23 protein-coding genes are annotated in these 22,478 nt (G+C 72.8%); 13 read left to right on the top strand and 10 right to left on the bottom strand.

Going from position 1 to position 22,478, the window contains the following annotated elements:
- The first annotated feature begins 11 nt into the window (after positions 1-11).
- Positions 12-2,336, top strand: coding sequence for an AfsR/SARP family transcriptional regulator (locus tag IQ251_RS04215; protein WP_193927096.1), 2,325 nt, complete (start codon positions 12-14; stop codon positions 2,334-2,336).
- Between the two features lie 78 nt (positions 2,337-2,414).
- On the opposite strand, the gene IQ251_RS04210 is transcribed toward IQ251_RS04215, so the two are convergent.
- Positions 2,415-3,308, bottom strand: a complete 894-nt coding sequence (locus IQ251_RS04210; RefSeq protein WP_193927095.1) for a LysR family transcriptional regulator — start codon at positions 3,306-3,308, stop codon at positions 2,415-2,417.
- Between the two features lie 74 nt (positions 3,309-3,382).
- Between IQ251_RS04210 and IQ251_RS04205 the strand changes: the two genes are divergently transcribed.
- Positions 3,383-4,351, top strand: coding sequence for a DMT family transporter (locus IQ251_RS04205; protein WP_370591193.1), 969 nt, complete (start codon positions 3,383-3,385; stop codon positions 4,349-4,351).
- A gap of 27 nt (positions 4,352-4,378) precedes the next feature.
- Here IQ251_RS04205 and IQ251_RS04200 read toward each other — a convergent pair whose 3' ends face one another.
- Both IQ251_RS04200 and IQ251_RS04195 read right to left on the bottom strand, forming a co-directional pair.
- The gene (locus tag IQ251_RS04200; RefSeq protein ID WP_193927094.1) at positions 4,379-4,981 is read right to left on the bottom strand and encodes a class I SAM-dependent methyltransferase; all 603 of its coding nucleotides are present in this window, start codon (positions 4,979-4,981) and stop codon (positions 4,379-4,381) included.
- 131 nt (positions 4,982-5,112) lie between these two features.
- On the bottom strand, positions 5,113-5,475 hold the full coding sequence (locus IQ251_RS04195) for an ArsR/SmtB family transcription factor (protein ID WP_193927093.1): 363 nt from the start codon (positions 5,473-5,475) through the stop codon (positions 5,113-5,115).
- Between the two features lie 92 nt (positions 5,476-5,567).
- On the opposite strand from IQ251_RS04195, the gene IQ251_RS04190 reads away from it, so the two are divergent.
- On the top strand, positions 5,568-7,553 hold the full coding sequence (locus IQ251_RS04190; RefSeq protein WP_193927092.1) for a heavy metal translocating P-type ATPase: 1,986 nt from the start codon (positions 5,568-5,570) through the stop codon (positions 7,551-7,553).
- Between the two features lie 13 nt (positions 7,554-7,566).
- On the opposite strand, the gene IQ251_RS04185 is transcribed toward IQ251_RS04190, so the two are convergent.
- Positions 7,567-8,178 (bottom strand): dihydrofolate reductase family protein, encoded by a 612-nt coding sequence (locus IQ251_RS04185; protein WP_193927091.1) that lies wholly within the window; start codon positions 8,176-8,178, stop codon positions 7,567-7,569.
- 113 nt (positions 8,179-8,291) lie between these two features.
- On the opposite strand from IQ251_RS04185, the gene IQ251_RS04180 reads away from it, so the two are divergent.
- Positions 8,292-8,468, top strand: a complete 177-nt coding sequence (locus tag IQ251_RS04180; protein ID WP_193927090.1) for a hypothetical protein — start codon at positions 8,292-8,294, stop codon at positions 8,466-8,468.
- 156 nt (positions 8,469-8,624) lie between these two features.
- Positions 8,625-8,792, top strand: a complete 168-nt coding sequence (gene rpmF / locus IQ251_RS04175) for a 50S ribosomal protein L32 (protein WP_193927089.1) — start codon at positions 8,625-8,627, stop codon at positions 8,790-8,792.
- A gap of 61 nt (positions 8,793-8,853) precedes the next feature.
- Here rpmF and IQ251_RS04170 read toward each other — a convergent pair whose 3' ends face one another.
- Positions 8,854-9,696 (bottom strand): LysR family transcriptional regulator, encoded by an 843-nt coding sequence (locus IQ251_RS04170; RefSeq protein ID WP_193927088.1) that lies wholly within the window; start codon positions 9,694-9,696, stop codon positions 8,854-8,856.
- Positions 9,697-9,765: 69 nt separating this feature from the next.
- Between IQ251_RS04170 and IQ251_RS04165 the strand changes: the two genes are divergently transcribed.
- The 3 genes from IQ251_RS04165 to IQ251_RS04155 all read left to right on the top strand — a co-directional run bounded on the left by IQ251_RS04165 (position 9,766) and on the right by IQ251_RS04155 (position 12,320).
- A complete protein-coding gene (locus tag IQ251_RS04165) occupies positions 9,766-10,716 on the top strand; it encodes an EamA family transporter (protein ID WP_193927087.1) in 951 nt (316 codons plus the stop codon).
- A 118-nt stretch (positions 10,717-10,834) separates the two neighbouring features.
- Positions 10,835-11,497 (top strand): DUF4383 domain-containing protein, encoded by a 663-nt coding sequence (locus IQ251_RS04160; RefSeq protein WP_193927086.1) that lies wholly within the window; start codon positions 10,835-10,837, stop codon positions 11,495-11,497.
- 313 nt (positions 11,498-11,810) lie between these two features.
- Positions 11,811-12,320: a GNAT family N-acetyltransferase gene (locus IQ251_RS04155; RefSeq protein WP_193927085.1), complete on the top strand. Its 510-nt coding sequence runs from the start codon at positions 11,811-11,813 to the stop codon at positions 12,318-12,320.
- A 10-nt stretch (positions 12,321-12,330) separates the two neighbouring features.
- On the opposite strand, the gene IQ251_RS04150 is transcribed toward IQ251_RS04155, so the two are convergent.
- Positions 12,331-12,525, bottom strand: coding sequence for a hypothetical protein (locus IQ251_RS04150; RefSeq protein WP_193927084.1), 195 nt, complete (start codon positions 12,523-12,525; stop codon positions 12,331-12,333).
- Between the two features lie 40 nt (positions 12,526-12,565).
- A complete protein-coding gene (locus IQ251_RS04145; protein ID WP_193927083.1) occupies positions 12,566-13,165 on the bottom strand; it encodes a TetR family transcriptional regulator in 600 nt (199 codons plus the stop codon).
- 117 nt (positions 13,166-13,282) lie between these two features.
- Here IQ251_RS04145 and IQ251_RS04140 point away from each other — a divergent pair, with 117 nt between their 5' ends.
- Positions 13,283-14,020 carry a class I SAM-dependent methyltransferase gene (locus IQ251_RS04140; RefSeq protein ID WP_193927082.1) on the top strand — a complete coding sequence of 246 codons (738 nt, stop codon included), beginning with the start codon at positions 13,283-13,285 and terminating at the stop codon, positions 14,018-14,020.
- Positions 14,021-14,388: 368 nt separating this feature from the next.
- Positions 14,389-15,216, top strand: a complete 828-nt coding sequence (locus tag IQ251_RS04135) for an MIP/aquaporin family protein (RefSeq protein ID WP_193927279.1) — start codon at positions 14,389-14,391, stop codon at positions 15,214-15,216.
- A gap of 74 nt (positions 15,217-15,290) precedes the next feature.
- On the opposite strand, the gene IQ251_RS04130 is transcribed toward IQ251_RS04135, so the two are convergent.
- Positions 15,291-16,439: a glycerol dehydrogenase gene (locus IQ251_RS04130; protein ID WP_193927081.1), complete on the bottom strand. Its 1,149-nt coding sequence runs from the start codon at positions 16,437-16,439 to the stop codon at positions 15,291-15,293.
- Positions 16,440-16,716: 277 nt separating this feature from the next.
- On the opposite strand from IQ251_RS04130, the gene IQ251_RS04125 reads away from it, so the two are divergent.
- The 3 genes from IQ251_RS04125 to IQ251_RS04115 all read left to right on the top strand — a co-directional run bounded on the left by IQ251_RS04125 (position 16,717) and on the right by IQ251_RS04115 (position 20,205).
- Positions 16,717-17,928 carry a GNAT family N-acetyltransferase gene (locus IQ251_RS04125; protein WP_193927080.1) on the top strand — a complete coding sequence of 404 codons (1,212 nt, stop codon included), beginning with the start codon at positions 16,717-16,719 and terminating at the stop codon, positions 17,926-17,928.
- Between the two features lie 526 nt (positions 17,929-18,454).
- A complete protein-coding gene (locus IQ251_RS04120) occupies positions 18,455-18,598 on the top strand; it encodes a hypothetical protein (RefSeq protein WP_193927079.1) in 144 nt (47 codons plus the stop codon).
- Positions 18,599-18,711: 113 nt separating this feature from the next.
- Positions 18,712-20,205, top strand: coding sequence for an MDR family MFS transporter (locus IQ251_RS04115; protein ID WP_193927078.1), 1,494 nt, complete (start codon positions 18,712-18,714; stop codon positions 20,203-20,205).
- Between the two features lie 49 nt (positions 20,206-20,254).
- Here the strand turns inward: IQ251_RS04115 and IQ251_RS04110 are convergent, their stop codons facing one another.
- Together IQ251_RS04110 and IQ251_RS04105 are read right to left on the bottom strand one after the other, a co-directional pair.
- Positions 20,255-21,784 (bottom strand): MFS transporter, encoded by a 1,530-nt coding sequence (locus IQ251_RS04110; RefSeq protein WP_193927077.1) that lies wholly within the window; start codon positions 21,782-21,784, stop codon positions 20,255-20,257.
- On the bottom strand, positions 21,781-22,335 hold the full coding sequence (locus tag IQ251_RS04105; RefSeq protein ID WP_193927076.1) for a TetR/AcrR family transcriptional regulator: 555 nt from the start codon (positions 22,333-22,335) through the stop codon (positions 21,781-21,783). Before IQ251_RS04105 ends, IQ251_RS04110 begins: the two co-directional genes overlap by 4 nt.
- Between the last annotated feature and the right edge of the window lie 143 nt (positions 22,336-22,478).

Below are 22,478 nucleotides of genomic sequence, written 5' to 3'. Positions count from 1 at the left end.
GCTGAGCGGGGGTGGTGCAAGCCGTGCGGTTCGAGGTGCTGGGACCGGTTCGCGTCGCCAGCGGAGCACAGCCGTGCGGGGTGTCCGGCCGCGTGCGGCTCGGCCTGCTCTCCTTGCTGCTGGCGCGGGCCAACGCGCCGGTCGCCGCGGAATCACTCGTCGAAGCCCTCTGGCCCGGCCACGACGAGGACGACGGCGCACGACGGTTGCACACCAACGTGCACAAACTGCGCCGGGCGCTGGGCGAACCGGACCGGCTCTCGTTCGGACCCGGCGGCTACCGGGTGCGCGTCGAGCGCGGTGAGCTCGATGCCGAGCGCTTCGAACGGCTGCTGGGTCACGCCGCCGACACCGACGATCCGCGCTCGCGCACCGGTTTGCTGCGCGAGGCGCTGGGGTTGTGGCGCGGCGACCCGTTCCAGGGCATCGACCTGCCCGCGCTGGCCGGGGAGGCACAGCGCCTGGCCGAACTGCGGCTGATCGCCACCGAGGACCTCTACGCTGCCGAGCTGCAGGGCGGGCGTACCGGCACCGCGGTGGCCGAACTGTCCGAGTTGGTCGGTCGGTACCCGCTGCGCGAGCGCCTGCAGGCGTTGCTGATGACCGCGCTGCACCGCAGCGGTCGGCAGGCCGACGCGCTCGCCGTCTTCCACCGCGCCCGGCAGGTGCTCGTCGAGGAGCTGGGTGTGGAACCCGGCGCGGAGCTGCGCCGGGCGCAGCGCGCCGTCCTCGACGGCGACGAGACCGCCACCGCGGCTTCGCCCCCGCCGCACGCGCCCCGGCCCGCCCAGCTGCCGTCGCCGCCCGCGGACTTCATCGGGCGACGCTTCGAGCTGGCCGCGCTGGACCGGATCAGCGCTTCCGGGGCGGAGTCCCCGCGGGTGGCCGCGGTGGTGGGCACGGCGGGAGTCGGCAAGACCGCCCTGGTCACGCGCTGGGCGCAGGGTGCCCGCGAGCGTTTCCCGGACGGGCAGCTGCACATCGACCTGCACGGCTTCAGCCCGAATGACCCGGTGCGCACCGCCGATGCGCTGGGCAGCTTCCTGCGCGGGCTCGGCGTGCCCGGCGAGGCGATCCCGCCGGACCTGGACGGCCGGGTGACCCGGTTCCGCACGCTCACCGACGGCCGCAGGCTGCTGGTGGTGCTGGACAACGCGTCCACGGTCGAGCAAATCCGCCCCTTGCTGCCCGGGACGTCGTCGTGCTTCACGCTGATCACCAGCCGCAGCCCGCTCGACGGTCTCGTCGCCGGTGAGGGCGCCCACCGGATCGACCTGGACCCGATGCCCCGCTACGACGCCCGCGCGCTGCTGTCCACCCGCACCGGGCGGCCGGACGAGCCCGATCACGAGCAGGCCGATCAGCTCATCGCGCACTGCGCGGGCCTGCCGCTGGCGCTGCGCGTCGCGGCCGAGCGCATCCGCAGCCGCCGCAGCCGGGACATCGCCTCGCTGGTGGCCGAACTCGACGTGGAGCATGACCGGCTGGACCTGCTGGACACCGGGGACGAGCGCACCTCGATCCGTGCGGTGCTGTCCTGGTCCTACCGGCAACTGAGCCCGGAGGCGGCGCGGTTGTTCCGGTTCTGCGGGTTCCACTGCATGCATCCGCGCCACCACGTGGACGCGCACGCCGCGGCGGCGCTGCTCGGGGATACCGATGCGCGGCAGGCGCGGCGACTGCTGGACGAACTCGTCCGCTACCGGCTGCTCGACGAGGTGCACAGCGGGCGCTACCGGATGCACGACTTGCTGCGCACCTATGCCACCGACCTCGCCGACCGGCACGAGCACCGCGCTGCGGGCCAGGGCCGCCTGCTCGACCACTACCTGGGCGGCGCCACGCACGCCGCGGCGTTCCTGGATCCGCGGGAAGCGGTGCTGCGCACCCGGGACACCGCGGGAACCCCGCCGGCGGAGGTGGACGGGCGAGAGCCCGCCCTGCACTGGCTGGACGCCGAACTGCCGAACCTGGTCTGCGCCGCGGAGCGTGCCCTGGAGCTCGGCCGCCCGACGTGCACCGTCGACTTCTCCACGACGCTGTGGTCCTACCTCGACCGGTACGGCTACTTCGACGAGTCCCGCCGGCTGCACACCCTCGCGTGCACCGCGGCCCGCCAGCTCGACGACCGCACGGCCGAGGGGATCGCGGTGCGCGCGCTGGGTGTGCTCGAATATCGCCTGGAGCGGCACGTGGAATCCGAAGCGCTGCTGCAGCACTCCCTGGCCCTGCACGACTCGGAGGCCGACGCGGCACTGCGCGCCACGACGCGCAGCTGCCTGGCGGCCGTGCACGCCGCCATCGGCCGGACGGATACCCCCGCGCAGACCAGCTGATCGGGGTCGGGAAAACCCCGGTACAGCGGCGATTCCGTGATGTCCGTCCACATCGTCCGTCCATATCGGATCCGGAGCTCAGCGCCGGGCGGCCGCCTGCAGCGCGGTGACGAAGGTGCGGACGGCCGGCGTGGTCCGGGTTTCCGCGGTGGCGACCGAGACGGTGCGGTGCACGGCCGGTTCGCACGGGACGAAGCGCACTCCCGCCGCCTGCGCGGGGCGGGCGATCCCCGGGATCAGAGCGACGGCCATCCCGGCGGCCACCACCGACAGCTGCGTGGTGTAGTCGGCGGCGCAGAAGTCCACCTCGACGTCGATGGAGCGCGCCCGCATCGTCTGCACCAGTGCTTCGTAGCCCTCGGTGCCGGGCGGGCAGCTGGCCCAGCGCTGGCCGTGCAGGTTCTCGACGTGCACCACGGGGCGCGCCGCGAGCGGGTGGTCTGCCGGGACCGCGAGCTGGACCTGCTCGGTGAGCAGTTCGGTGAGCACGACCCCCGGCGGCATCCGGGCCGGCCACCCGGACCAGCTCTCCAGCACCACCGCATCCAGCCTGCGCGCCCGCAGCTGCGGGATGAGGTCGATGACCTCGCCGTCGCGCACCGTCGGCGCCACCTGCGGGTGCTGCTCGGTCACCTCGCGCAGCGCGTCCACCACGAAGGAGCGCAGCGCGCTGGCCACCGATCCCACGTGCAGCGGACCGACGATGCGGTCCTGGATGTTGGCCAGATCGCGTTCGGCGTCGTTGATCGCGGCCGTCACGGAGTGTGCCGTGGCGGCCAGCACCTGCCCGGCGTTGGTGAGTCGGATTCCGCGGCCGTCCGGTTCGACGAGCGCGCTGCCGGTCTCGCGTTCCAGCTTGCGGAGGTGCTGGGAGACCGCCGGGCGGGTGAGGTGCAGCGCGTCGGCCGCCGCGGTGATCGAGGAGTGCTCGGCCACGGCTGCGAACACGCGGAGGCGCTCCCAGGTCAACATGTAAGTGAAACTATCAGCACCCCGTAAAAAAACGTCAATGGTGCTTTCCTGTTTCGGGTGGGACGGTGCAATGCGTGCCCACCTCGCCGTTGCAGGACAAGCTTCCCGGTACGCCAACCCCCGGTACGCCAACCCCCGGTACGCCCGCGCCCGGCGCACCGCCCGGGCTCGTGGTCATCGCCGCCGCCTGCTGCCTGTCGCTAACGGGGGTGCTGGTCAAGCTCGCCGCGGTCGACGCGGGCACCGTCGCCTTCCTGCGCTGCGCCATCGCGCTGCTCGCGCTGGGCCCGCTGGCGGTGCGCGAGTGCCGTCGGCACGGGATGCTGCCGCGGCCGCTGCTGGGGTGGGCCGTACTGGCCGGTGTGTTCCTGGGACTGGACTACGCGATGTACACGGCGGCCATCCTCGACGCCGGAGCAGGGGTGGCGACCGTGCTGAACAACGTGCAGGTGATCGTGTTCCCCGTCCTGGCGCGCGTGCTCAGCGCGACCCCGATCCGGCCGCGGTTCCTGCTCGCCTGCCCGATCATGCTCGCCGGCATGGCGCTGGTCGGCGGCGCGTTCGCGCACGACCCGCAGGTCACCCACCAGCTGCGCGGGACGGTCCTCGGCCTGCTGTCCGGCGCCGCCTACGCGGGATACCTGCACCTCAACCGGCAGTCCGGTCGGCACAGCCCCCGGCACCTGGTGACCCCGGTCTGCGCGGCGACCGGCTCGGCCGCGCTCGTCATCGGGCTGCTGGCGCCGGCCACCACCGGCATCGACCTGACGCTGCCCGGGAGCGCCTGGTTGTGGATCACGCTGCTGGCGCTGATCGGCCAGGTCGCGCCGTTCCTGCTGCTGGCCTCGGCCATCCCGCGGACGGCGCCGAACACCGCGGCGACGCTCCTGCTGCTGCAGCCGGTGCTGGCCGTGGTCTTCGGGATGCTCATCGTGGCCGAGGCGCCCGCGCCCAGCCAGCTCCTCGGCTGCCTGGTGGTGGTACTCGCGGTGTGGTTCGCCAACCACAGCCCCCGTTCCGCACCGGTCGGGCAGTCGGGGTGAGCGCGGTGCGGGTGCACGGGACGGAGCTCAGGCGCGCAGCAACGCCACCAGGAAGTCCGATTCCGGGGTGAACGGCCGCAGGTCCCAGGTGCCGAGCAGCTGGTCCGCGGTGAGCCCGACGGCGGCGACGTCGTCGAGGAACTCGTCGAACGCGTACCCGCGGCCTGCGCCGAACCCCGCCGCGATCCGCCCGCCGGGCGCCAGGTGGGCGCGCAGCCGGTCCAGCACCTGCCTGCGCGTGCCCGGCGCCAGGAACGGCAGCACGTTGCCCGCGGAGACGATCACGTCGAACGGTTCGATGACCGAGCGGGCCGGCAGGTCCAGCTCCGCCAGGTCGCCGACCAGCCAGGTCGGCCCCGGGTGGTCTTCCTCGGCGGCGGCGATGAGCACCGGATCGGCGTCGACGCCGACGACCTCGTGCCCCGCTTCCGCCAGCGCACCGCCGACCCGCCCGGGACCGCAGCCCGCGTCGAGGATGCGCGAGTGGCGGGCGGCCATGGCATCCACGAGGCGCGCTTCCCCGGCCAGGTCCTCGCCCTGGCGAGCCATGGAGCGGAACCGCTCGACGTACCAGGTGGAGTGCCCCGGGTCCGCGGTGACCTTCTGCATCCAGATGCTCTGCTCAGCCATGCCCCGATTGTCCCCGAACCCGCGGCCGGGTCCGACCGGGCCTGAGCGGCCGGTTACCGCCGCAGCGGGTTCCCGGGCCGCAGCGGGCTTTTCGGCGGGACCTCGCCGCGGGCGGCGCCGCTGCGGTGTGCTCAGCCGGTCTCGGAGGTCCGGTCGGCGATGCCGAGCCGGAGGTGCTCGCTGTGGTAGATCGCCTCGTCGAGCAGCTGCGCCACGTGGTCGTCGTAGAGGCTGTAGACGATGGTGCGCCCGGACCTGGTTCCGGTGACCAGACCGAGGTTCCGCAGCAGTCGGAGCTGGTGCGACACGGCCGACTGCTCCATTCCGACCGCCTCGGCCAGCGAGGTGACCTGCATCGGGTCGTGCCGCAGTTCGGTGAGGATGCGGAGCCGGCTGGGCGTGGCCAGGGCCTGCAGGGTCGATGCGACCTGCGTGGCGGCGGCCTCGTCCAGCCGTCCGACCGGTCTGTCCCGCCCGTGCACCCCGTGTCCCATGCGCAGCAGTCTAACGTCCGGCAAACACATGAAGACATGTTCAATCGTTCCTGCTACCGTGTGCGGCCGATTCCGTCTTCCTGGAGGTCGCAGTGGTTGCGCCAGAGACACCGGCCCCTCCGCAGCAGTCGCCGCCGCGCGGACCGGGCGCCGGTTCGCCGCGCACGCGCCGCACACCGCTGTTCGCGCTGCCCGAAGCGCGCTGGGCGGCCGCCGCGGTCGTGCTGTTCGCGCTCGGTGCGCTCCTGCAGGTGACCGGGGTGCCCGCGTGGACGTGGTGGGGCGCGTACCTGGTGTGCTACCTGGCGGGCGGCTGGCAGCCCGCGCTGGCGGGCCTGCAGGCGCTGCGAGACCGGACCCTCGACGTCGACCTGCTCATGGTCGTGGCCGCGCTCGGTGCGGCCTCGATCGGGCAGATCACCGACGGCGCACTGCTCATCATCATCTTCGCGACCTCCGGAGCGCTGGAATCGTTCGCCACCGCCCGCACCGAGGACTCGGTCCGCGGCCTGCTCGACCTCGCCCCGGAGTCGGCCACCCGGCTGCGCCCGGACGGGGCGGAGGAGCGCGTCGCCGTGGCCGAACTGGCCCCCGGGGACACCGTGCTCGTGCGCCCCGGCGAGCAGATCGGTGCCGACGGGGTCGTCGTGCGCGGGTCCAGCGAGGTCGACCAGGCCACGATCACCGGCGAACCGCTGCCCGCCGACAAGACCGGCGGTGACGAGGTGTTCGCGGGCACGCTCAACGGCACCGGCGCGCTGCAGATCCGGGTCGCCCAGCGCGCCGAGGGCACCGTGGTCGCCCGCATCGGGGCCCTCGTGGACCGGGCCACGCGCACCAAGGCCCGCACCCAGCTGTTCATCGACCGGATCGAGCAGCGCTACTCGATCGGCGTGGTCGTGGCGACCCTGGCGGTCTTCGCCGTGCCGCTGGCGCTGGGGGAGTCGCTGCAGGACTCGCTGCTGCGCGCGATGGTGCTGATGATCGTGGCGTCGCCGTGCGCGGTGGTGCTGGCCACGATGCCGCCCCTGCTGGCCGCGATCGCCAACGCCGGGCGGCACGGGGTGCTGGTGAAATCCGCTGTCGCCGTCGAGCAACTGGCCGGCACGAGCCGGGTCGTGTTCGACAAGACCGGCACGTTGACCGCGGGCACCCCGGAACTGGTCCGGATCAGCACCGTCGAGGGCGGGCCGATGTCCGCGGACCGGGTGCTGGCGCTGGCCGCGGCGGCCGAGCACGCCAGCGAACACCCGTTGGCGACGGCCGTCGTGCAGGCCGCCGCGCGCCGCGGGATCACCTACCCCGCGGCCACCGAGTTCACCGCGCAGCCGGGGCGGGGCGTGCGGGCCCGCGTCGACGGCCACCGCATCGCGGTCGGCTCCCCCGCGGTGCACGCGCCCGGTCCCCTCGGTGCGGCCGTGGCGGACCTGCAGGCCGAAGGCTGTAGCGCCGTGGTCGTGCTCCGCGACGGCGAACCGGTCGGCGCCCTGGGTATCGCGGACCGGGTGCGCCCGGAAGCCGCCGCGACCACCGCCGCCGTCGCGCACCGGACCGGCGGGAGCCCGATCCTGCTCACCGGGGACGATGCGGCCGCCGCGACCCGCGTCGCCGAGCGGGTCGGCATCCGCGACGTGCGGGCGGGTCTCCTGCCGGAGGACAAGGCCGAGGTCGTGGGGCGGCTGCAGGCGTCGGGAGCGTCGGTGACCGCGGTCGGCGACGGCATCAACGACGCACCGGCCCTGGCCGCCGCGGACGCGGGCGTGGCCATGGGCGGCACCCGCTCGGACCTGACCCTGCAGACCGCCGATGCCGTCATCGTGCGCGACGACCTCACGACCGTGCCGACGGTGATCGCCCTCGCGCGGCGCGCGCACCGCACCGTCGTGGCCAACCTCGTCCTCGCGGGCACCTGCATCGCGGTCCTCGTGCTCTGGGACCTGGTCGGCACCCTGCCGCTCCCGCTGGCGGTCGCCGGGCACGAGGGCTCCACGATCCTCGTCGCGCTCAACGGGCTGCGGCTGCTGCGCGGTGCCGCCTGGCGTCGAGCGGGCCGGGAAGCCCGAACCGGCAGCCGCTGAGGTCCGGGCCGTCCTACGCGCCGACGGTGCCGTACTCGGGGCGTCCCGTCGGGCGGTAGGTGTGGACGGCCACCCCGGAACCGGTCGTGCGGGCCTCCAACAGGCTGAGACCGGTTGCCACACCCCGCTCCGGGAACAGTCTGCGGCCCTGCCCGACCACCACCGGGAAGATCAGCAGCCGGTACTCGTCGACGAGGTCGTTCTCGTGCAGCGTGCGCACGAGCTCTCCGCTGCCGTGGACCTGCAGTTCCCGGCCCGGGAGGTTCTTCAGCGCGCCCACCTCGTCCACCAGGTCACCGCCCAGCACGGTCGTCGGGATCCACGAGCCCTCGCTGATCGTGCGCGAGGCGACGTACTTGGGCAGTGCGTTGAGCCGCGCGGCCACGGTGTCGCCGGGATCGGTCACCTGCGGCCACCAGCCGGCGAAGATCTCGTAGGTGTGCCGCCCGAGCAAGAACGCATCGGCCTGCCCGAACGCCGCCTGCACGTACTGCCCGGTCTCCTCGTCGAAGTGCGGGACCACCCAGCCGCCGCGCTCGAACCCGCCGCTGCGGTCCTCGTCCGGGCCGCCCGGACCCTGCACGACCCCGTCCGCGGACAGGAACATCATCACTGTCAGCTTCATCCCCGTCGCCTCCTCGTTCCTCGGTGCACCCGTGCTGACTCGCGCCGGGCGCGCAGGTCACCGCGGTGCCGCGGCCGCACGCCCGGGTACCCGCTGCGGGCGGTGCGCAGCGCATGGCACCGCGGTCGGCGGGCGGGCATGGGCTGGCCGGGTTCGAGGTCGCGGTCGGCGGTGCCGGCGACGTGGATCCGGATGCCTACCGGTGGGACTGGGCGACCTGGTGGCTGGTCCAGTTCCCCGAGGTCAGCACCGGCGATGAGGTCGCGGCGGCCATCGACCGGTCTGGCTGACCCGTCTTCGCGCTCGTTGCCGGGTGTTTCGGCACCTGCGACGGCGGCAGCTCCCGCGGGAACCGCGTGCGGTACGGTCTACTGTCGATAATGAAAACCATTGTCGAACTGCGGCCGTCCGCGCCGCGGTTCGCCGGTAGGCGGAGGTGACCACCGATGGCCGTACCCAAGCGCAAGAAGTCCCGCAGCCGGACGCGGACCCGTCGCGCGGAGTGGGCGGGCGCGCTCACCGCCCCCGCGCTCGTGGACGTGACCACACCCGACGGCCGCGCGCTGCGCGTGCCCCGGCGACTGGTCGCGGCGGCGCGCCGCGGTCTGCTCTGAGCCGCGGCCGGTCCGACCGGCCACTCGCGCGCACATCCCGTGCGGGCACCGGGATCGCCGATCACAGCTCGCCGAGCAGCGCCACCGCGGCGCGCGTCATCGGGTGCGGGTCGTGCCGGTGCCAGATCAGCCGGACCGGAACCGGCTCGGCGTCGCGCACCCGCCGGTAGGCGATCCCGTCCCTGCGGTACTGGGTGGTCGTGGCCTGCGGGGTCACCCCCAGGTACTGCCCGGTGGCGATCGCAGCGAGCCAGTCGTCGATGTCGGCGGTGTAGTCGACGCCGGGGCGCCGTCCCTCCGGCCACAGGTCCAGCGTGGTGGTGCCGGTGCGCCGGTCCACGACGACCGTCCGGCTGCGGATGTCCTCCAGCGGGATGCTGCGCCGCCGCGCCCAGGGATCGTCCGACGCCATGGCCACGTACCGGGATTCGTGCGCGACGGTCGCGTGCGCGTAGCGATGCAGGTCGACCGGGGTGCGCACCACCGCGAGATCGCAGGTGCCCTCGGCCAGGCCGCCGGTCGGGGTGTTGTTGCGCACCAGGATGAGCTCGACACCGGGATGGCGTTCGTGCCAGCGGCGCTGGAATTCCGCGGTGTGCCCGCCCAGCGCCGCCCAGGCGTGGCCGAGGCGTAGCCGGGTGTGCCCGGTCGTGGCCTCCCGCACGAGGTTGTCCGCCTCGGCCAGCAGGTTGCGCGCGCGGGAGAGCACCTGCACGCCCGCGGTCGTCGGTGCCACGGCGCGGCTGGTGCGGTGCAGCAGCCGCACGCCCAGCAGCCGTTCCAGCGACCGCAGCCCGCGGGAGACCGACGCTTGCGAGGTCCCGAGCTCGACCGCTGCGTCGGTGAAGCTGCCGGTGTCCACGACGGCGACGAGCAGGCGGAGGTGCCGTAGTTCGAGATCCATGCGCATAGCGTATCGATGCGGCGCCGCATGCATTTTGCGTATGGGCGGTGCGCAGCGATCCTCGTGCTCATGGCCACTTCGGATGCGCTCCCGTCGCCGACCGCACCGCGCAGTCGGCCGTCTCGTCGATCCAGCACGGCGACCGGGGTCGGGCTCCTGCTCGGCACCGGGCTGGCCAACCAGAGCGGTGCGGCCACGGCGTCGCTGGCCTTCCCGGTGCTCGGGCCCGTCGGGGTCGTGGCCCTGCGGCAATGCACGGCCGGGCTGGTGCTCCTGGTGGCCGGGCGGCCGGGGCTCCGCGCGCTCACCGGAGCCCAGTGGCGCACCGTGCTGGGCAGTGCCGCGGTGTTCGGCGGCATGAACCTGAGCCTGTACGCGGCCGTCGAGCGGATCGGACTCGGACTCGCGGTCACGCTGGAGTTCCTCGGCCCGCTGGCGGTGGCCCTGGCCTCGTCGCGGCGGCGCCTCGACGCCGGATGCGCGGTCGCCGCGGCCGCTGCCGTGTTGGTGCTGACCCGCCCGCAACCGAGCAGCGACCACCTCGGCATCGGCCTCGCGTTGCTGGCCGCGTGCTGCTGGGCCGGGCACATCCTGTTCAGCAGGGAATTGGGCCGCCGCGTCCCCGGAACGCAGGGTTCGATCGCGGCGGCCGCGGTGTCCGCGCTGGTCTGCCTGCCGGTCGCGGTGCTCGTGCTGGCGTTGCAGCGCCCGTCGATCAGCGTGTTGGCCTGCGCCCTGGCCGCCGGGGTGCTGTCCTCGGCGGTGCCGCTGCTGGCCGATCTCCTCGCGCTGCGCCGCGTTCCCGCCGGCCTGTTCGGCGTGTTCATGAGCGTCAACCCCGTGTACGCGGCGGTGATCGGCACGCTGTTCCTCGGGGAACGGCTGGATGGTCCGGGCTGGGCGGCGATCGCGGTCATCGTCACCGCCAACGCCGCGACCGCCGTGGCCACGCATCGGCGCGAAGCCGCCGGCCCCGCTGATCCGGTCGGACGCCGGGCGGCGAATCACGCGCCGCGGTAGAGATTTTCGGCCGGATGGGATCCGGTCGCGGTCGCGATGTTTGCCCGTTCGACGCACCGGGGACCACAGGGGCCGGGCCGGAAAGGCGCGCCACCGCTGGGATCCAGGAGTTGTGCAGATGACCTCGGCCGTCCGCGATCACCGGGTGCACCGGGTGCACCGCTTCGGCGCCGCGGCGCTCGGTGTCGTGCTGTGGATCTTCGCCGCGATCGGGTTCGCGGGCGCTCCGCAGTTGTTCGGCGAACAGGGTGCGACCGCGCTGGGCATGTCGACCAGCGGGGCGCTGTCGGCGATCTCGGTGCTGGCCGGGGCGGTGCTGGTGGGCACGGCCTGGCGGGGCGATCCCACGGCGTCCACGGCGGCCGCGCTGCTGGGGGTGCTGTTCACCGCCTCCGGCCTGGCGCACCTCGCGGTCCTGGGCACCGGGTGGAACCTGCTCGGATTCCGGATGCCGAACGTCGTGTTCAGCCTTAGCGTGGGCATCGCCCTGGGTGTCCTGGGCACCTACGGTCGGATCGCCGGCGGACTTCCCCCGGACAACCCCTTCCGCAGGGCGCGGCCGCTGCGCCGCGCCAGACCCAGCCCGGAGCAGCAAACCGGTGCCGGACACGGCGGCTCCCGCGAGCAGGAGCTCGTCGATGCGGAACTGGCGATGGGGGAGGGGCATCCGACCCCGCGGCAGGAAGCACTCGTCAAGGAGCAGCTGGCCGAGCACCAGCGTCGAGAACATCTCCGCGCCTGGCAGCGTTCCGGGCGCGACGAGCGAGGTGAGCGTGCATGAGAATCCGCCGGACCGGTCCGAAGCGGGCCCCTGGTACCACGACATCCAACAGGCAGCACTCGGCGTGCACCGCCGTCCACGGAGCCGGGATCGTGCTCCCGATCGGGCTGTGCGGGAGCACCTACCACTCGGGTCCCGCGGTGCCGGCACCGCGGACCGGTCCGGATATGCGTTCCGTGCGCTGAACGCCACCGGCGCGACGTCCCCGCTCCCGGGCGGGGGCGTTTCGCATGCCGGTCGGCGTGCGGGATCCGGCCGGCGGGGGCGGTGCTAGCGTGCCGGGCGACCACCGAGCAGAAACGGGAACACCGCCATGAGCCCTTGGAACACCCGGCCGGAGACGCCCGATGATCGCGCCGCCATCCGCGAGGTGTTGCTCGCCGCGTTCCCGACGGCGGAGGAAGCCGACCTGGTGGAGGCGCTGCGCGCCGATCCCGACGCGTGGATCGAGGGGCTGTCCCAGGTCGCCGAGACCGCGGACGGCGGCATCGTCGGGCACGCCCTGCTGACCCGGTGCCGCATCGACGAGCAGCCCGCGCTGGCGCTGGCCCCGTGCTCGGTGCTGCCGGCGCACCAGCGCCGCGGTGCCGGTTCGGCGGCCACCCGGGCAGCGTTGGCGGCGGCACGCGTTCTTCCGGAGAACACCGTGGTCGTGCTCGGGCACGCCGAGTACTACCCGCGGTTCGGGTTCGTACCGGCGTCGCGGTTGGGCATCCGCGCCGGTTTCGAGGTGCCCGACGAAGCGCTCATGGCGCTGGCGCTGGATCCGCAGCGCCCGGTGGCCACCGGCACCATCCGGTACCCGGCGGCGTTCGGGGTCTGAGCCCGCGAGGTTAGGCCGGCCCGTCCGGTCGAGCGCTGGTTCGGCGGTACCGGCGGAGCCGCAGGTAGACGATGCCCGCCGCCACACCCACCGCTCCGCCGAGGAGCGGGTGGTCGAGCAGCTCGCCGATGACCGTTCCGCCGAGCACACCCAGCAGGACGGGAAGGGGCTGGCTGCGCCGGAATCGTCTGTTCGTGCTGATCACCCGGGCATCGTGCCAGACCGCACCCCCTCGGCGGGGGTGTTTACCTGTTCTCGTCGGCGAGTAGCTGGTCCGGGAGCAAGGTATCCAGGTTGTCCGCGGCCAGCGCGGCCAGGTCCGGCTCGCCCGCGCGGTCCCGCCAGATCTCGGCGGCTACCCGGAACGACGTGGTCGCAGCAGCCGCGGCCAGCCGCACCCGGGGCTCGTCCCGCTCCCGGCCCGACCGGTCGGCGAGGAACCCGCCGAGCAGCAGTTCGAACTCGCCGAGCAGGTTCAGGAACGGTCCGGCCAGCGCGGGCACTTCGGTCAGCAGGCGCACCCGCTGGAGCTGGCCGGCGCGGTCCTCGGTGAACAGGGCTCCGGCTCGGGTGAACACCGCCCGCACCGCGTCGCGGTAGGGCTCGTCCGCCGGGCGCTGCGCCAGTTCGTCGACGGCCAGTGCGTAGGCCCGCCGGGAGCGGCTGAGCACGACGTCCTCCTTGGACGTGAAGTAGCGGAAGAACGTGCGGCGGGACACCAGCACCGCTTCGCAGATCGCTTCGATCGGCGTCGCCTCGTACCCGCGCTCGGTGAACAGGCGGATCGCGACGTGCTCGATCGCCTCCCGTGTGTGCTCCTTCTTGCGTTCCCGCAGACCGTCCACGGCTGTACCTCCGTCCGTTCCGGCCCTCGAATGCTACTGCATTGACAAATGGCACGGTGTGTCATTTTCTGGGGAGGTGTCCGCGCGACGATCGCGCCATGCTGAAGGAGGAGACCGATGACAACCGAGTTCACCGCCGAGGACATCGACTTCGAGTCCGTCTACCGGGGCGAGTCACCGCTGCCGGATTCCGCCATCACCTTCGACCGGGCTCCGTGGGACATCGGGGAGCCGCAGCCGGCCGTGGTGGCCGCGGCCGAATCCGGCCAGCTGGCCGGGTCCGTGCTCGACGCCGGGTGCGGTACCGGCGACAACGCGATCTTCCTCGCCGGGCGGGGGGTCTCGGTGCTCGGCGTGGACGGCGCCGCCACCGCTGTGGACACCGCCCGGGACCGCGCCGCGCAAGCCGGTGTGGAGGTGGAGTTCCGGCACACCGATGTGACCACGATGGACGGTGTCGACCGGCGCAGCGAGACGGTGCTGGACAGCGCGCTGTACCACTGCCTGACCGGGGAGCAGCGCTCCGCCTACGCCGCTGCGCTGCACGCGGTCACGGCTCCGGGGGCGCAACTGCACCTGTTCTGCTTCGCCGATGTGGACGACGCCGGGTTCCGGCTGCCCCCGTCGATGACCGTCAGCCGCGCGGACCTGCGCGCGCACCTGGCCGAGCACTGGAACATCACCGGGATCGAAGCCACCGACTACACCACGGTGCTCACCCGCGAACTCGTGGAGCGCGCGGGACCGCAGAACCTGCGCGATGCGGGCATGGTCATCGACCTGCCCGCGCTGCGCACCGATGAGCGGGGCAGGATCCTCGGCCGGGTCTGGCACCTGCGGGCCGAACGCCGCTGAGCCTACGCGGATCCGGCTCGGCCGGGCGAACGACCCGATCAACGCGGCGTTTTCGGCGCATCCCTTCGTCCTGCGCCCACCGGCACGGTCATGCACCGGTGACCCCGCTCGTGCACCACCAGTTCGAAACCGCTTGTGGCGCACCGGGCAGCGCGCGCGACACCGCCCGGAGCCCTACACTTCCGGTGACTCCGCGCGGTGCCGATGCGCGCACCGCGCGGGAATCCGCCGAACGCCGTCGGAGACGCGGTCGCCGCCCGGCCAGTCCGGGGCCTCGTCCAGCAGCCTCCGACCGATCGGATCGGGGAGGGGCGGTGGCTGAACACGGAAGCGCTCGCCGCGGCTATCGGACGGGCCTCGGCGGGGAGATGATCGCCGAGTTCCTCGGAACGTTCGTGCTGATCCTGTTCGGGTGCGCCTCGGTCGCGGTGGCGATCGTCGGGCTGTCCGGATCGGGCAGGCAGGTCGACGACTTCGGTCCGGCGAACTGGCTCATCATCATCCTCGGCTGGGGATTCGCCGTCACGTTCGGTGTGTACGTCGCGGGCGGCATCAGCGGTGCGCACATCAACCCGGCGGTGAGCCTGGCCTTCGCGGTGCGCCGGATCTTCCCGTGGCGCAAGGTCGCGCCGTACTGGCTGGCCCAGACGGTCGGCGCGTTCCTGGCCGCGGGACTGGTGTACTCGGTCTACGTCTGGGCGATCGACGCCTACAACGCCAAGGAAGGCCTGCCGCGCAGCGAATCCCTGGACACGTACGCGATATTCGCGACGTTCCCCGCGGAGTACTTCGCCGGCTCCTGGTGGGGACCGCTGCTCGACCAGATCGTGGGAACCGCGGTGCTGGTGCTGCTGATCTGCGCGCTCATCGACACGCGCAACACGGCCCCGTCCAGCAACATGGGCCCGTTCCTGATCGGCATGGTCGTCACCACCATCGGTCTCACGTTCGGCACCAACGCCGGATACGCGATCAATCCCGCCCGCGACTTCGGGCCGCGGTTGTGGACCTATCTGACCGGCTGGGGTGACATCGCGTTCCCGGGCAGCTACGAACAGTTCAGCTGGTACTTCTGGATCCCGATCGTCGGCCCGCTCGTCGGCGGGGTGATCGGTGCACTGGTCTACGACCTGCTCATCGCGCCGGTCGTCAACGCACGAGCGGAGATCGGGCCGGCAACACCGACCGACGAATGAGCCGCCATCCGGGCGGATCCGATGCCGTCCCGATGCAGCGACGACACGGCTCGGGACGGGTTCGCGCGGGCGGGTCAGTGCCCGGCGGGCGGGCGCGGGTCGGGCAGGCCGGCCTGCGCGCGCACGTGCCGCCCGACGAGCTCCACAGCGCGCAGCGCGCGGACCACGTCGTCGGCCCCGACGCGGAACCGCATGTTGTGGATCGTCTCCGCGGGATCGGTCGCGGCCTCGGCGACCGAGCGCAGCGCCTGGTCCTGCCCGGCCAGACCGGCCTCGGTCAGCGTGGTCGGCAACCCCAGCTGCGCGGTGAACCGCGCGAACTCGGCTACCTCCGCATCGGGCGTGCCCTCCAGCACGAGTTGGGCGATCGACCCGATGTTGACCTTCTGCCCGTGGCTGAGCCCGTGCGTCTGCGGGACGGCGGTGAGCCCGTCGTGGATCGCGTGCGCGGCGGCGAGCCCACCGGACTCGAACCCGAGTCCGGACAGCAGCGTGTTGGCTTCCACCACCGCCTCGACATCCGGGGTGACCAGATCGTGCGCGACCGCGCGCACCGCGGCGGGCGCGGATTCCCAGAGGATGTCCCAGGACAGCTTCGCCAGTGCCGTGCCCGCCTTGGTGGGCGAACCGCCGGCCATCGTGGTGCCGTTGCCGCCCACGACCGAACGCGCCTCGATCCAGGTGGCCAGCGCGTCCCCGACCCCGGAGACGAGGAAGCCCACCGGGGCGCCGGCGACCAGCCCGGTGTCCACGACGACCAGGTCCGGATTGCGCTCATAGAACCGGTATGCCTCGAACGAGCCCTCCGCCGTGTACACGACGGACAGTGCCGAGGTGGGCGCGTCGGTGGAGGCCACCGTGGGCACGGCGACGACCGGCAGCCCGAGGTCGTCACCGGCCGCCTTGGCCGTGTCGATCGGGGCGCCGCCGCCCACACCCACGACGACGTCCAGCCCCTTCTCGCGCAGCACCGAGGCCACCCGACTGCTCTCCGCCGCGGTCGGCGTACCGCCGAACCGCTCGAAAACCACCGGAACACCGGCCGCGTCGAACGACGAGCGCACGGTCGGCTCGACGATCTCGCGCACCACGTCGTCGGCGAGCAGCAGCGGGTTCGCGCCCAGCTTCTCGATCCTCTCGCCGAGGCGGGTCAGCACCCCGTTGCCCTGCACGTACCGACCCGGTGAGATCAGTGCACGCAGCGCCGACGACTCCGCGGCCATGGCAGGCACCTCCCGGTCACGGGGCCGGATCCGTCCGGTTGCTGTCCCGAGGACTGTCCGCGCCGGGCGGCGGGTAAACCCGCGACGCCCGCACCCGCGGCGCGCGCCGACCGATGTGAGGCACGCGATGCCGGGGGCGAGGCACGGGTGGGAGGACGACGACCAGGGACGAAGCGGTCGCGGCAGCGTCGAACGGTCGAATCGGAGTAACCAGGTGATCGAGTGCACGTCCGGACGGCATGGACGAAACGCACCGCCGATCCACATCATCATGCGCATGGCAAACCCCCAGGTCCGCGCGCTCGACGAGTCCTCCTTCCGCGCGGCGAACACGCTGTTCCTGCGCACCCTGCACGCGCCGCCGCCCACCGACCCGCAGTGGGAACGCGCCTCGCAGGTCCACCTGCCCGGCCGCGTGCTGGGCGGATACCTCGACGGGGAGGAACTCGTCGGCACCGCGCGGTCCATGCCGGTCGAGCTGTCCGTGCCTGGTGGCCACCTGCCGGCAGCAGCCGTCACGGGCATCGGGGTTCGTGCCGACAAGACCCGGCAGGGGTTGATGACCGAGCTGCTGGGCCGCCAGTTCGCCGGCGCGCGGGCCGCTGGTGAGCCGGTCGCGATCCTGCACGCCTCCGAAGCGGTCATCTACGAGCGGTTCGGCTACGGGCTGGCCAGCCGCAGCAGGCGGATCCGGCTGGAACCCGGGCGCGCGGCCATCCGCTCCGACGCGCCGTCCGGCGGCAGCGTCGAGATCCTGGACAGCGCCGCCGGGGCCGAACTCCTGCCCGAGGTGTACCGCAGTTTCGGTCTGCACCGGCCCGGGATGATCTCCCGATCGGACGCGTGGTGGGGCCTGGGGCTCATGCCGCCGCCGGCCGGTGAGCGCGTGGTGCTCGTGCACCGCGACGGATCCGGCGTCGCCGACGGTTTCGCGCACTACCTGCCCGCTAAGCGGGACTACCGGTTCGACGACGCGCACGTGACGCTGCGCATCGGCGACTTCCAAGCTCGGACCGCGGCGGCCGCCGCAGATCTGTGGCGCTTCCTGCTGGAGACGGACCTCGCCGACACCGTGGTGGCCGCCAACCGGCCGGTGGACGAACCCCTGGAATGGTGGCTGACCGACCGCCGCCGGGTGCACGTCGAATCGCTCGACGACGACCTCTGGGTGCGGCTGGTCGACGTGCACAGCGCGCTCAACGCCCGGACTTTCGGCGAGGGCGAGCCGGTGGTGGTGGCCGTGTCCGACGCGCACATCCCGGACAACCGGGGCTGCTACCGGATCGGACCCGACGGGGCCGAGCGCACCGATGCGCAGCCGGACCTGAGCCTGGACGTGTCCACGCTCGGCGCGATCTACCTCGGTGATCACCCGGTATCGCGCATGGTGGACGCGGGCCGGGTCCAGGTGCGCGACCCGGCCGCGGTCCCGCGGTTCGGCCGCCTGTTCGCGCAGGAACAGCTGCCCTGGTGCGGCACCGGGTTCTGATCCGCCGGGTCACGGTAGACGAGCCGGCGCAGCACGGCGTCGACGGCATGGTCCAGCGGTGCGGAGCCCGAAGGTCGCGCCTGGAACCCGGGCGGCTGGTGGAACAGGAGCATCGGGGCGTGCAACAGCGCGATGAGCAGCAGCATGAACCCGCGCGCGAGCACGCGCTGTCCGGCTGACATCCCGCTGGACGCGGTCGGTTTCGGCGCGTCGACCGACATGGTTCCCAGCGCATCCTGTGCTCCGCGGAGAATAGTGGGTGGGGCCAACCGGTTTTCCGCCCTCCGGAGAACCTCGCCGCGTGTAGCAGGAACGGTCGTCGCCGGCGTGCGGAATCGGAACCGCGTGAGCAGCGCCACCGGAAGTGGCCCGATCGTGCGGGGCGCGGTACCGTCGTCGGTTGTCGTCGTGCAGCCGGGAACGCTGCGCTGCCCGCGCGGTCGCGCGATCGCCGCCGGGGCCGCGCGCGCATCTCGGCGCGGTCCGGTCGCACCCGCCCGGGCTGCTGGGAACCAGGAGGTCCGCGGTGGAGGTGCGTGATCCGGACATCGACGCTACCGCCGCGCTCCGCGTCCGGTGCGGCGTGAGCACCGCGGCCGCCGGCTCCGCGGCCCTCGCGCGCAGCAGCTCGCTGCGGGCGGCACCGCCGATCGGCCGGTTCCACGGCTGAGCCGGATCGCCGGCCGCGCGATTCCCGAAAGTCCTCCCGCCGCTCGTTTGCCGGCCCTTCGGCCGGGGTGAGCGGGCGGGCTCGTCCGACCCACGTGTGAGGTGTGCCCGACCATGACCGAATCCGCCAGACCCGCTGCGGCGGGAGCGGACAACGCCCCCGCGCCGCCGCGCGCAGGCGTGCTGATCGCCGTGCTGGTCGTCTCGGCGTTCGTGATGATCCTCAACGAGACGATCCTGAGCGTGGCGCTGCGCGACCTCAGCGTCGACCTCGGCGTGCCGACCACCACGGTGCAGTGGTTGACCAGCGGATTCCTGCTGACCATGGCGGTGATCATCCCGATCACTGGGTTCCTGCTGGAGCGGTTCACCCCGCGCCAGGTGTTCCTGGCGTCGCTGACCCTGTTCGGCACCGGGACGCTCATCAGCGGCCTCGCCCCGGGGTTCGCGGTGCTGCTGGCCGGACGCGTGGTGCAGGCCTGCGGGACGGCCGTGATGATCCCGCTGCTGATGACCTCGGTGATGCGGCTGGTTCCCGCCACCAAGCGCGGCGCCACGATGGGCACGATCAGCATCGTGATCGCGGTCGCGCCAGCCGTGGGACCGACGGTCGGCGGCGCGATCCTGTCCTCGCTGGGGTGGCGCTGGATGTTCTGGCTGGTGCTGCCGCTGGCGGTGCTGGCGCTGGTGATCGGCGCGGTGTGGATGCGGTTGGACAGCGAAACCCGCCGCGTGCCGCTGGATCTGCTGTCGGTGCTGCTGTCCGCGGTCGGTTTCGGCGGTGTGCTCTACGGCTTGTCCAGCATCGGCGAGTCCGCGGACGGCCAGAGCGCCCAGGCCTGGATCTCGGTCGTCGTCGGTGTGTTGTCGCTGGCGGCCTTCGCCGTGCGGCAGGTGCGGCTGCAGCGCGATGACCGCGCGCTGCTGGACCTGCGTCCGTTGACGGTGCGCTCGTTCGTGGTCGCGCTGATCCTGACCGCGCTGCTGTTCATGTGCCTGCTCGGCGCGTCCTCGATCCTGCTGCCGCTGTACCTGCAGACGGTGCTCGGCACCACCACGTTCGTCAGCGGGCTGGCCGTGCTGCCCGGTGGTCTGCTGCTCGGGCTGCTGGGACGTCCGGTGGGGCGGCTGTTCGACCGGTTCGGCGCCCGGCCCCTGGTGATCCCCGGTGCCGGTGCCATGGCCGTGTCGCTGTGCCTGTTCGCGACGCTGGGCGAGGACTCGTCGGTGGGCGCGGTCGTCGGCATCCACGTGCTGCTCATGGGCGGGCTGGCGCTGATGATGACCCCGCTGATGACCGAGTCGTTGAGCTCGCTGCCGGACCACCTGTACTCGCACGGCAGCGCCATCCTGGCGACGCTGCAGCAGGTCGCGGGTGCGTTCGGCACGGCGGTGTTCGTCACCGCGGCTTCGCTGGGCACCGCCGATCCGTCTGGCGCCCCCGACGCGTCCGGGCTGAGCATCGCGTTCCTCGTCGCGGCCGGGATCGGTGTGCTGGCGTTCGGCACGTCGCTGTTCATGCGCCGGCGTCCGCAGCAGGACGCGGTCGGTGCGACCGGATCCGGCGCGGACGAGGCGGCCGGGGAGCCGACGCGCACCGCGGGCTGATCCGCCCGCAGCGCTGACCGAGGGGGAGGGCGGAGTGCCCTCCCCCTCGTCATGTCCGGGTCGCGTCCGCGGTGTCCGCGGTGTCTGCGGAGTCCGCGGTCGTCGGACGCGGGGCGCGGCGCTGGTGCAGGGCGCTGAACGCGGCCGCGGCGAGCAGCACCAGCACGGCGACGAGCAGCGTGGCCCGGTAGGCGTTGTCGAACGCGGTCCCCGCCTCGCGCAGCAGGATCCCCGCCTGCTCGGCGGGCAGCTGCTCGGCCAGCAGCCGTGCCCGGTCCATGCTGTCGGCGGCACCGGCCGGTAAGCCGTCCGGAACGGCGAACGTGCCGGTGTACACGGCCGTGATCAGGCTGCCCAGCACCGCCACCCCGCAGAGGCTGCCGAACTCGTAGGAGACCTCTTCCACCGAGGAGGCCATGCCCGCGCGGTGGGCCGGAGCGTTGCCCACGATCGCCGCCGAGGCAGCGGTCATCGCGGCACCCGCCCCCGCGCCCGCCAGGGCGAGGAACACGACCGTCCACAGCAGAGCCGCCGAGCTGACCAGCAGGACCCCGAGCGAGGCCACGGCCGCGACCAGCAGGCCGAGCACGATCACCGGGCGCGTGCCGGTGCGGTGCAGCACGGCGCCCGCACCGATGCCCACCGGCATCGCCCCGACGGCCATCGACGCCGCCACCAATCCCGCCTGCAGCGGACTCATCTCCAGCACCAGCTGCAGCCGCTGGGTCAGCACCAGTTCCGCGCCCGCGGTCACGAACGTCGCCATGCCCGCCGCGAGCACCCCGATGAGGATCAGCGGATTGCGGAACAGCCCGAAGTCGATGAGCGGATGGGGCTGCGCGCGCTGCCTGCGCACGAACGTCCAGAAGCCGCCCGCCGCCGCCAGCAGTGCCAGCCCGGTGCCGAACGCGGACGGTGCCGGGCTCGTGACATCCTTGATCGCGTACACCAGGCCGACCAGTCCGACCATGACCTGCAGCGATCCCACCAGATCCCACGGCTTGCCGGGATCGCCGGTGCTGCGCGGAGCCACGGACAGCGCCAGCAGCAGCGCGGCCAGCACGATGGGCACGTTGATGAGGAAGACCGAGCCCCACCAGAAGTGCTCCAGCAGCAGGCCGCCCACGACCGGCCCCAGTGCCGCACCGACCATGGCGATGGTGCCCCACACCCCGATCGCGATACCGCGTTCGCGCTCGTCGGTGAACGTGATGCGGATGAGCGACAGGGTCGCGGGCATCATGGCCGCGGCGCCCACCGCGAGGAAGGCGCGCGCACCGATGAGCACTCCGGCGGCCGGGGCGTATGCGGCCAGCAGCGAGGCCGCGCCGAACAGCACCAGTCCGATCAGGTACATCCGGCGGTGCCCGACGCGATCGCCCAGCGTGCCGGCGCCGAGCAGCAGCCCGGCCATGACCAGCGGGTAGGCGTTGATGATCCACAGCTTCTGCGTGGCGGTCGTCTGCAGATCGTGGGCCAGTGTGGGCAGCGCCGTGTAGAGCACCGTCATGTCGATCGAGATCAGCAGTAGTCCTGCGGAGACGGCCACCAGCACCAGCCAGCGTTGCACCTCGCTCACTTCTCCCTCCGTCGTGCCCGGCCGGTGGCCAGGGCGGTGATCCGGTCGCGCAGCACCTCGCGGGTGCCGTCGTCCAGTGGTGTCGGGCTGGTGGCCTGGTGCAGCCAGAGCCCGTCGGCGGCCATCCGGGCCAGGAACAGGTCCACCGCAGCGGAATCGGCCGCATCGGCCTCCGGCGCCCAGCGCCGCAGCAGCTGCTCCCAGACCTCGCTGTAGGCGGGGTGCGCCGCCGCGTGGACCATGAAGATCAGCTCCGCCGGTCGGGAGCGTCCGCGCGTTCCCTCCTGGACGTAGGCGGTGCTGCGCTCGGTGGCGGTGGCCTCGGCCCAGGGCTTGCCGAGTTCGGCGAGCAGGTCCTGCTCCCAGATCTCGACGAGGTGCTGGTGGATGGCCAGCATCAGATCGTCGCGGTTGCGGAAGTGGTAGAGCAGGCCGGCCCGGGTCACGCCCGCTTCGCCCGCGGCGGAATCCAGCGTCAGCGCGGTGATGCCGTCGCGCTCGGCGACGCGGATCGCCGCGTCGAGGATCTGCGTTCGGGAGCTCGGTCGCATGCCCGCACTGTACCTACAGGATTGTCAAGAAACTCCGGCCGCCGGCATGCCGTTCCGCGGTTTCAACAAACTGTTGACATATGCGGGTGACCGGTGTCACTATCACTGTATTCCGATCAACGAAACTATGATTCCGACATGCG

This window comes from Saccharopolyspora montiporae (assembly GCF_015209505.1).
Taxonomy (GTDB): Bacteria; Actinomycetota; Actinomycetes; order Mycobacteriales; family Pseudonocardiaceae; genus Saccharopolyspora; species Saccharopolyspora montiporae.
Note: the sequence above shows the minus strand (reverse complement) of the source record. Positions and strands in the feature narration are given on the sequence as shown.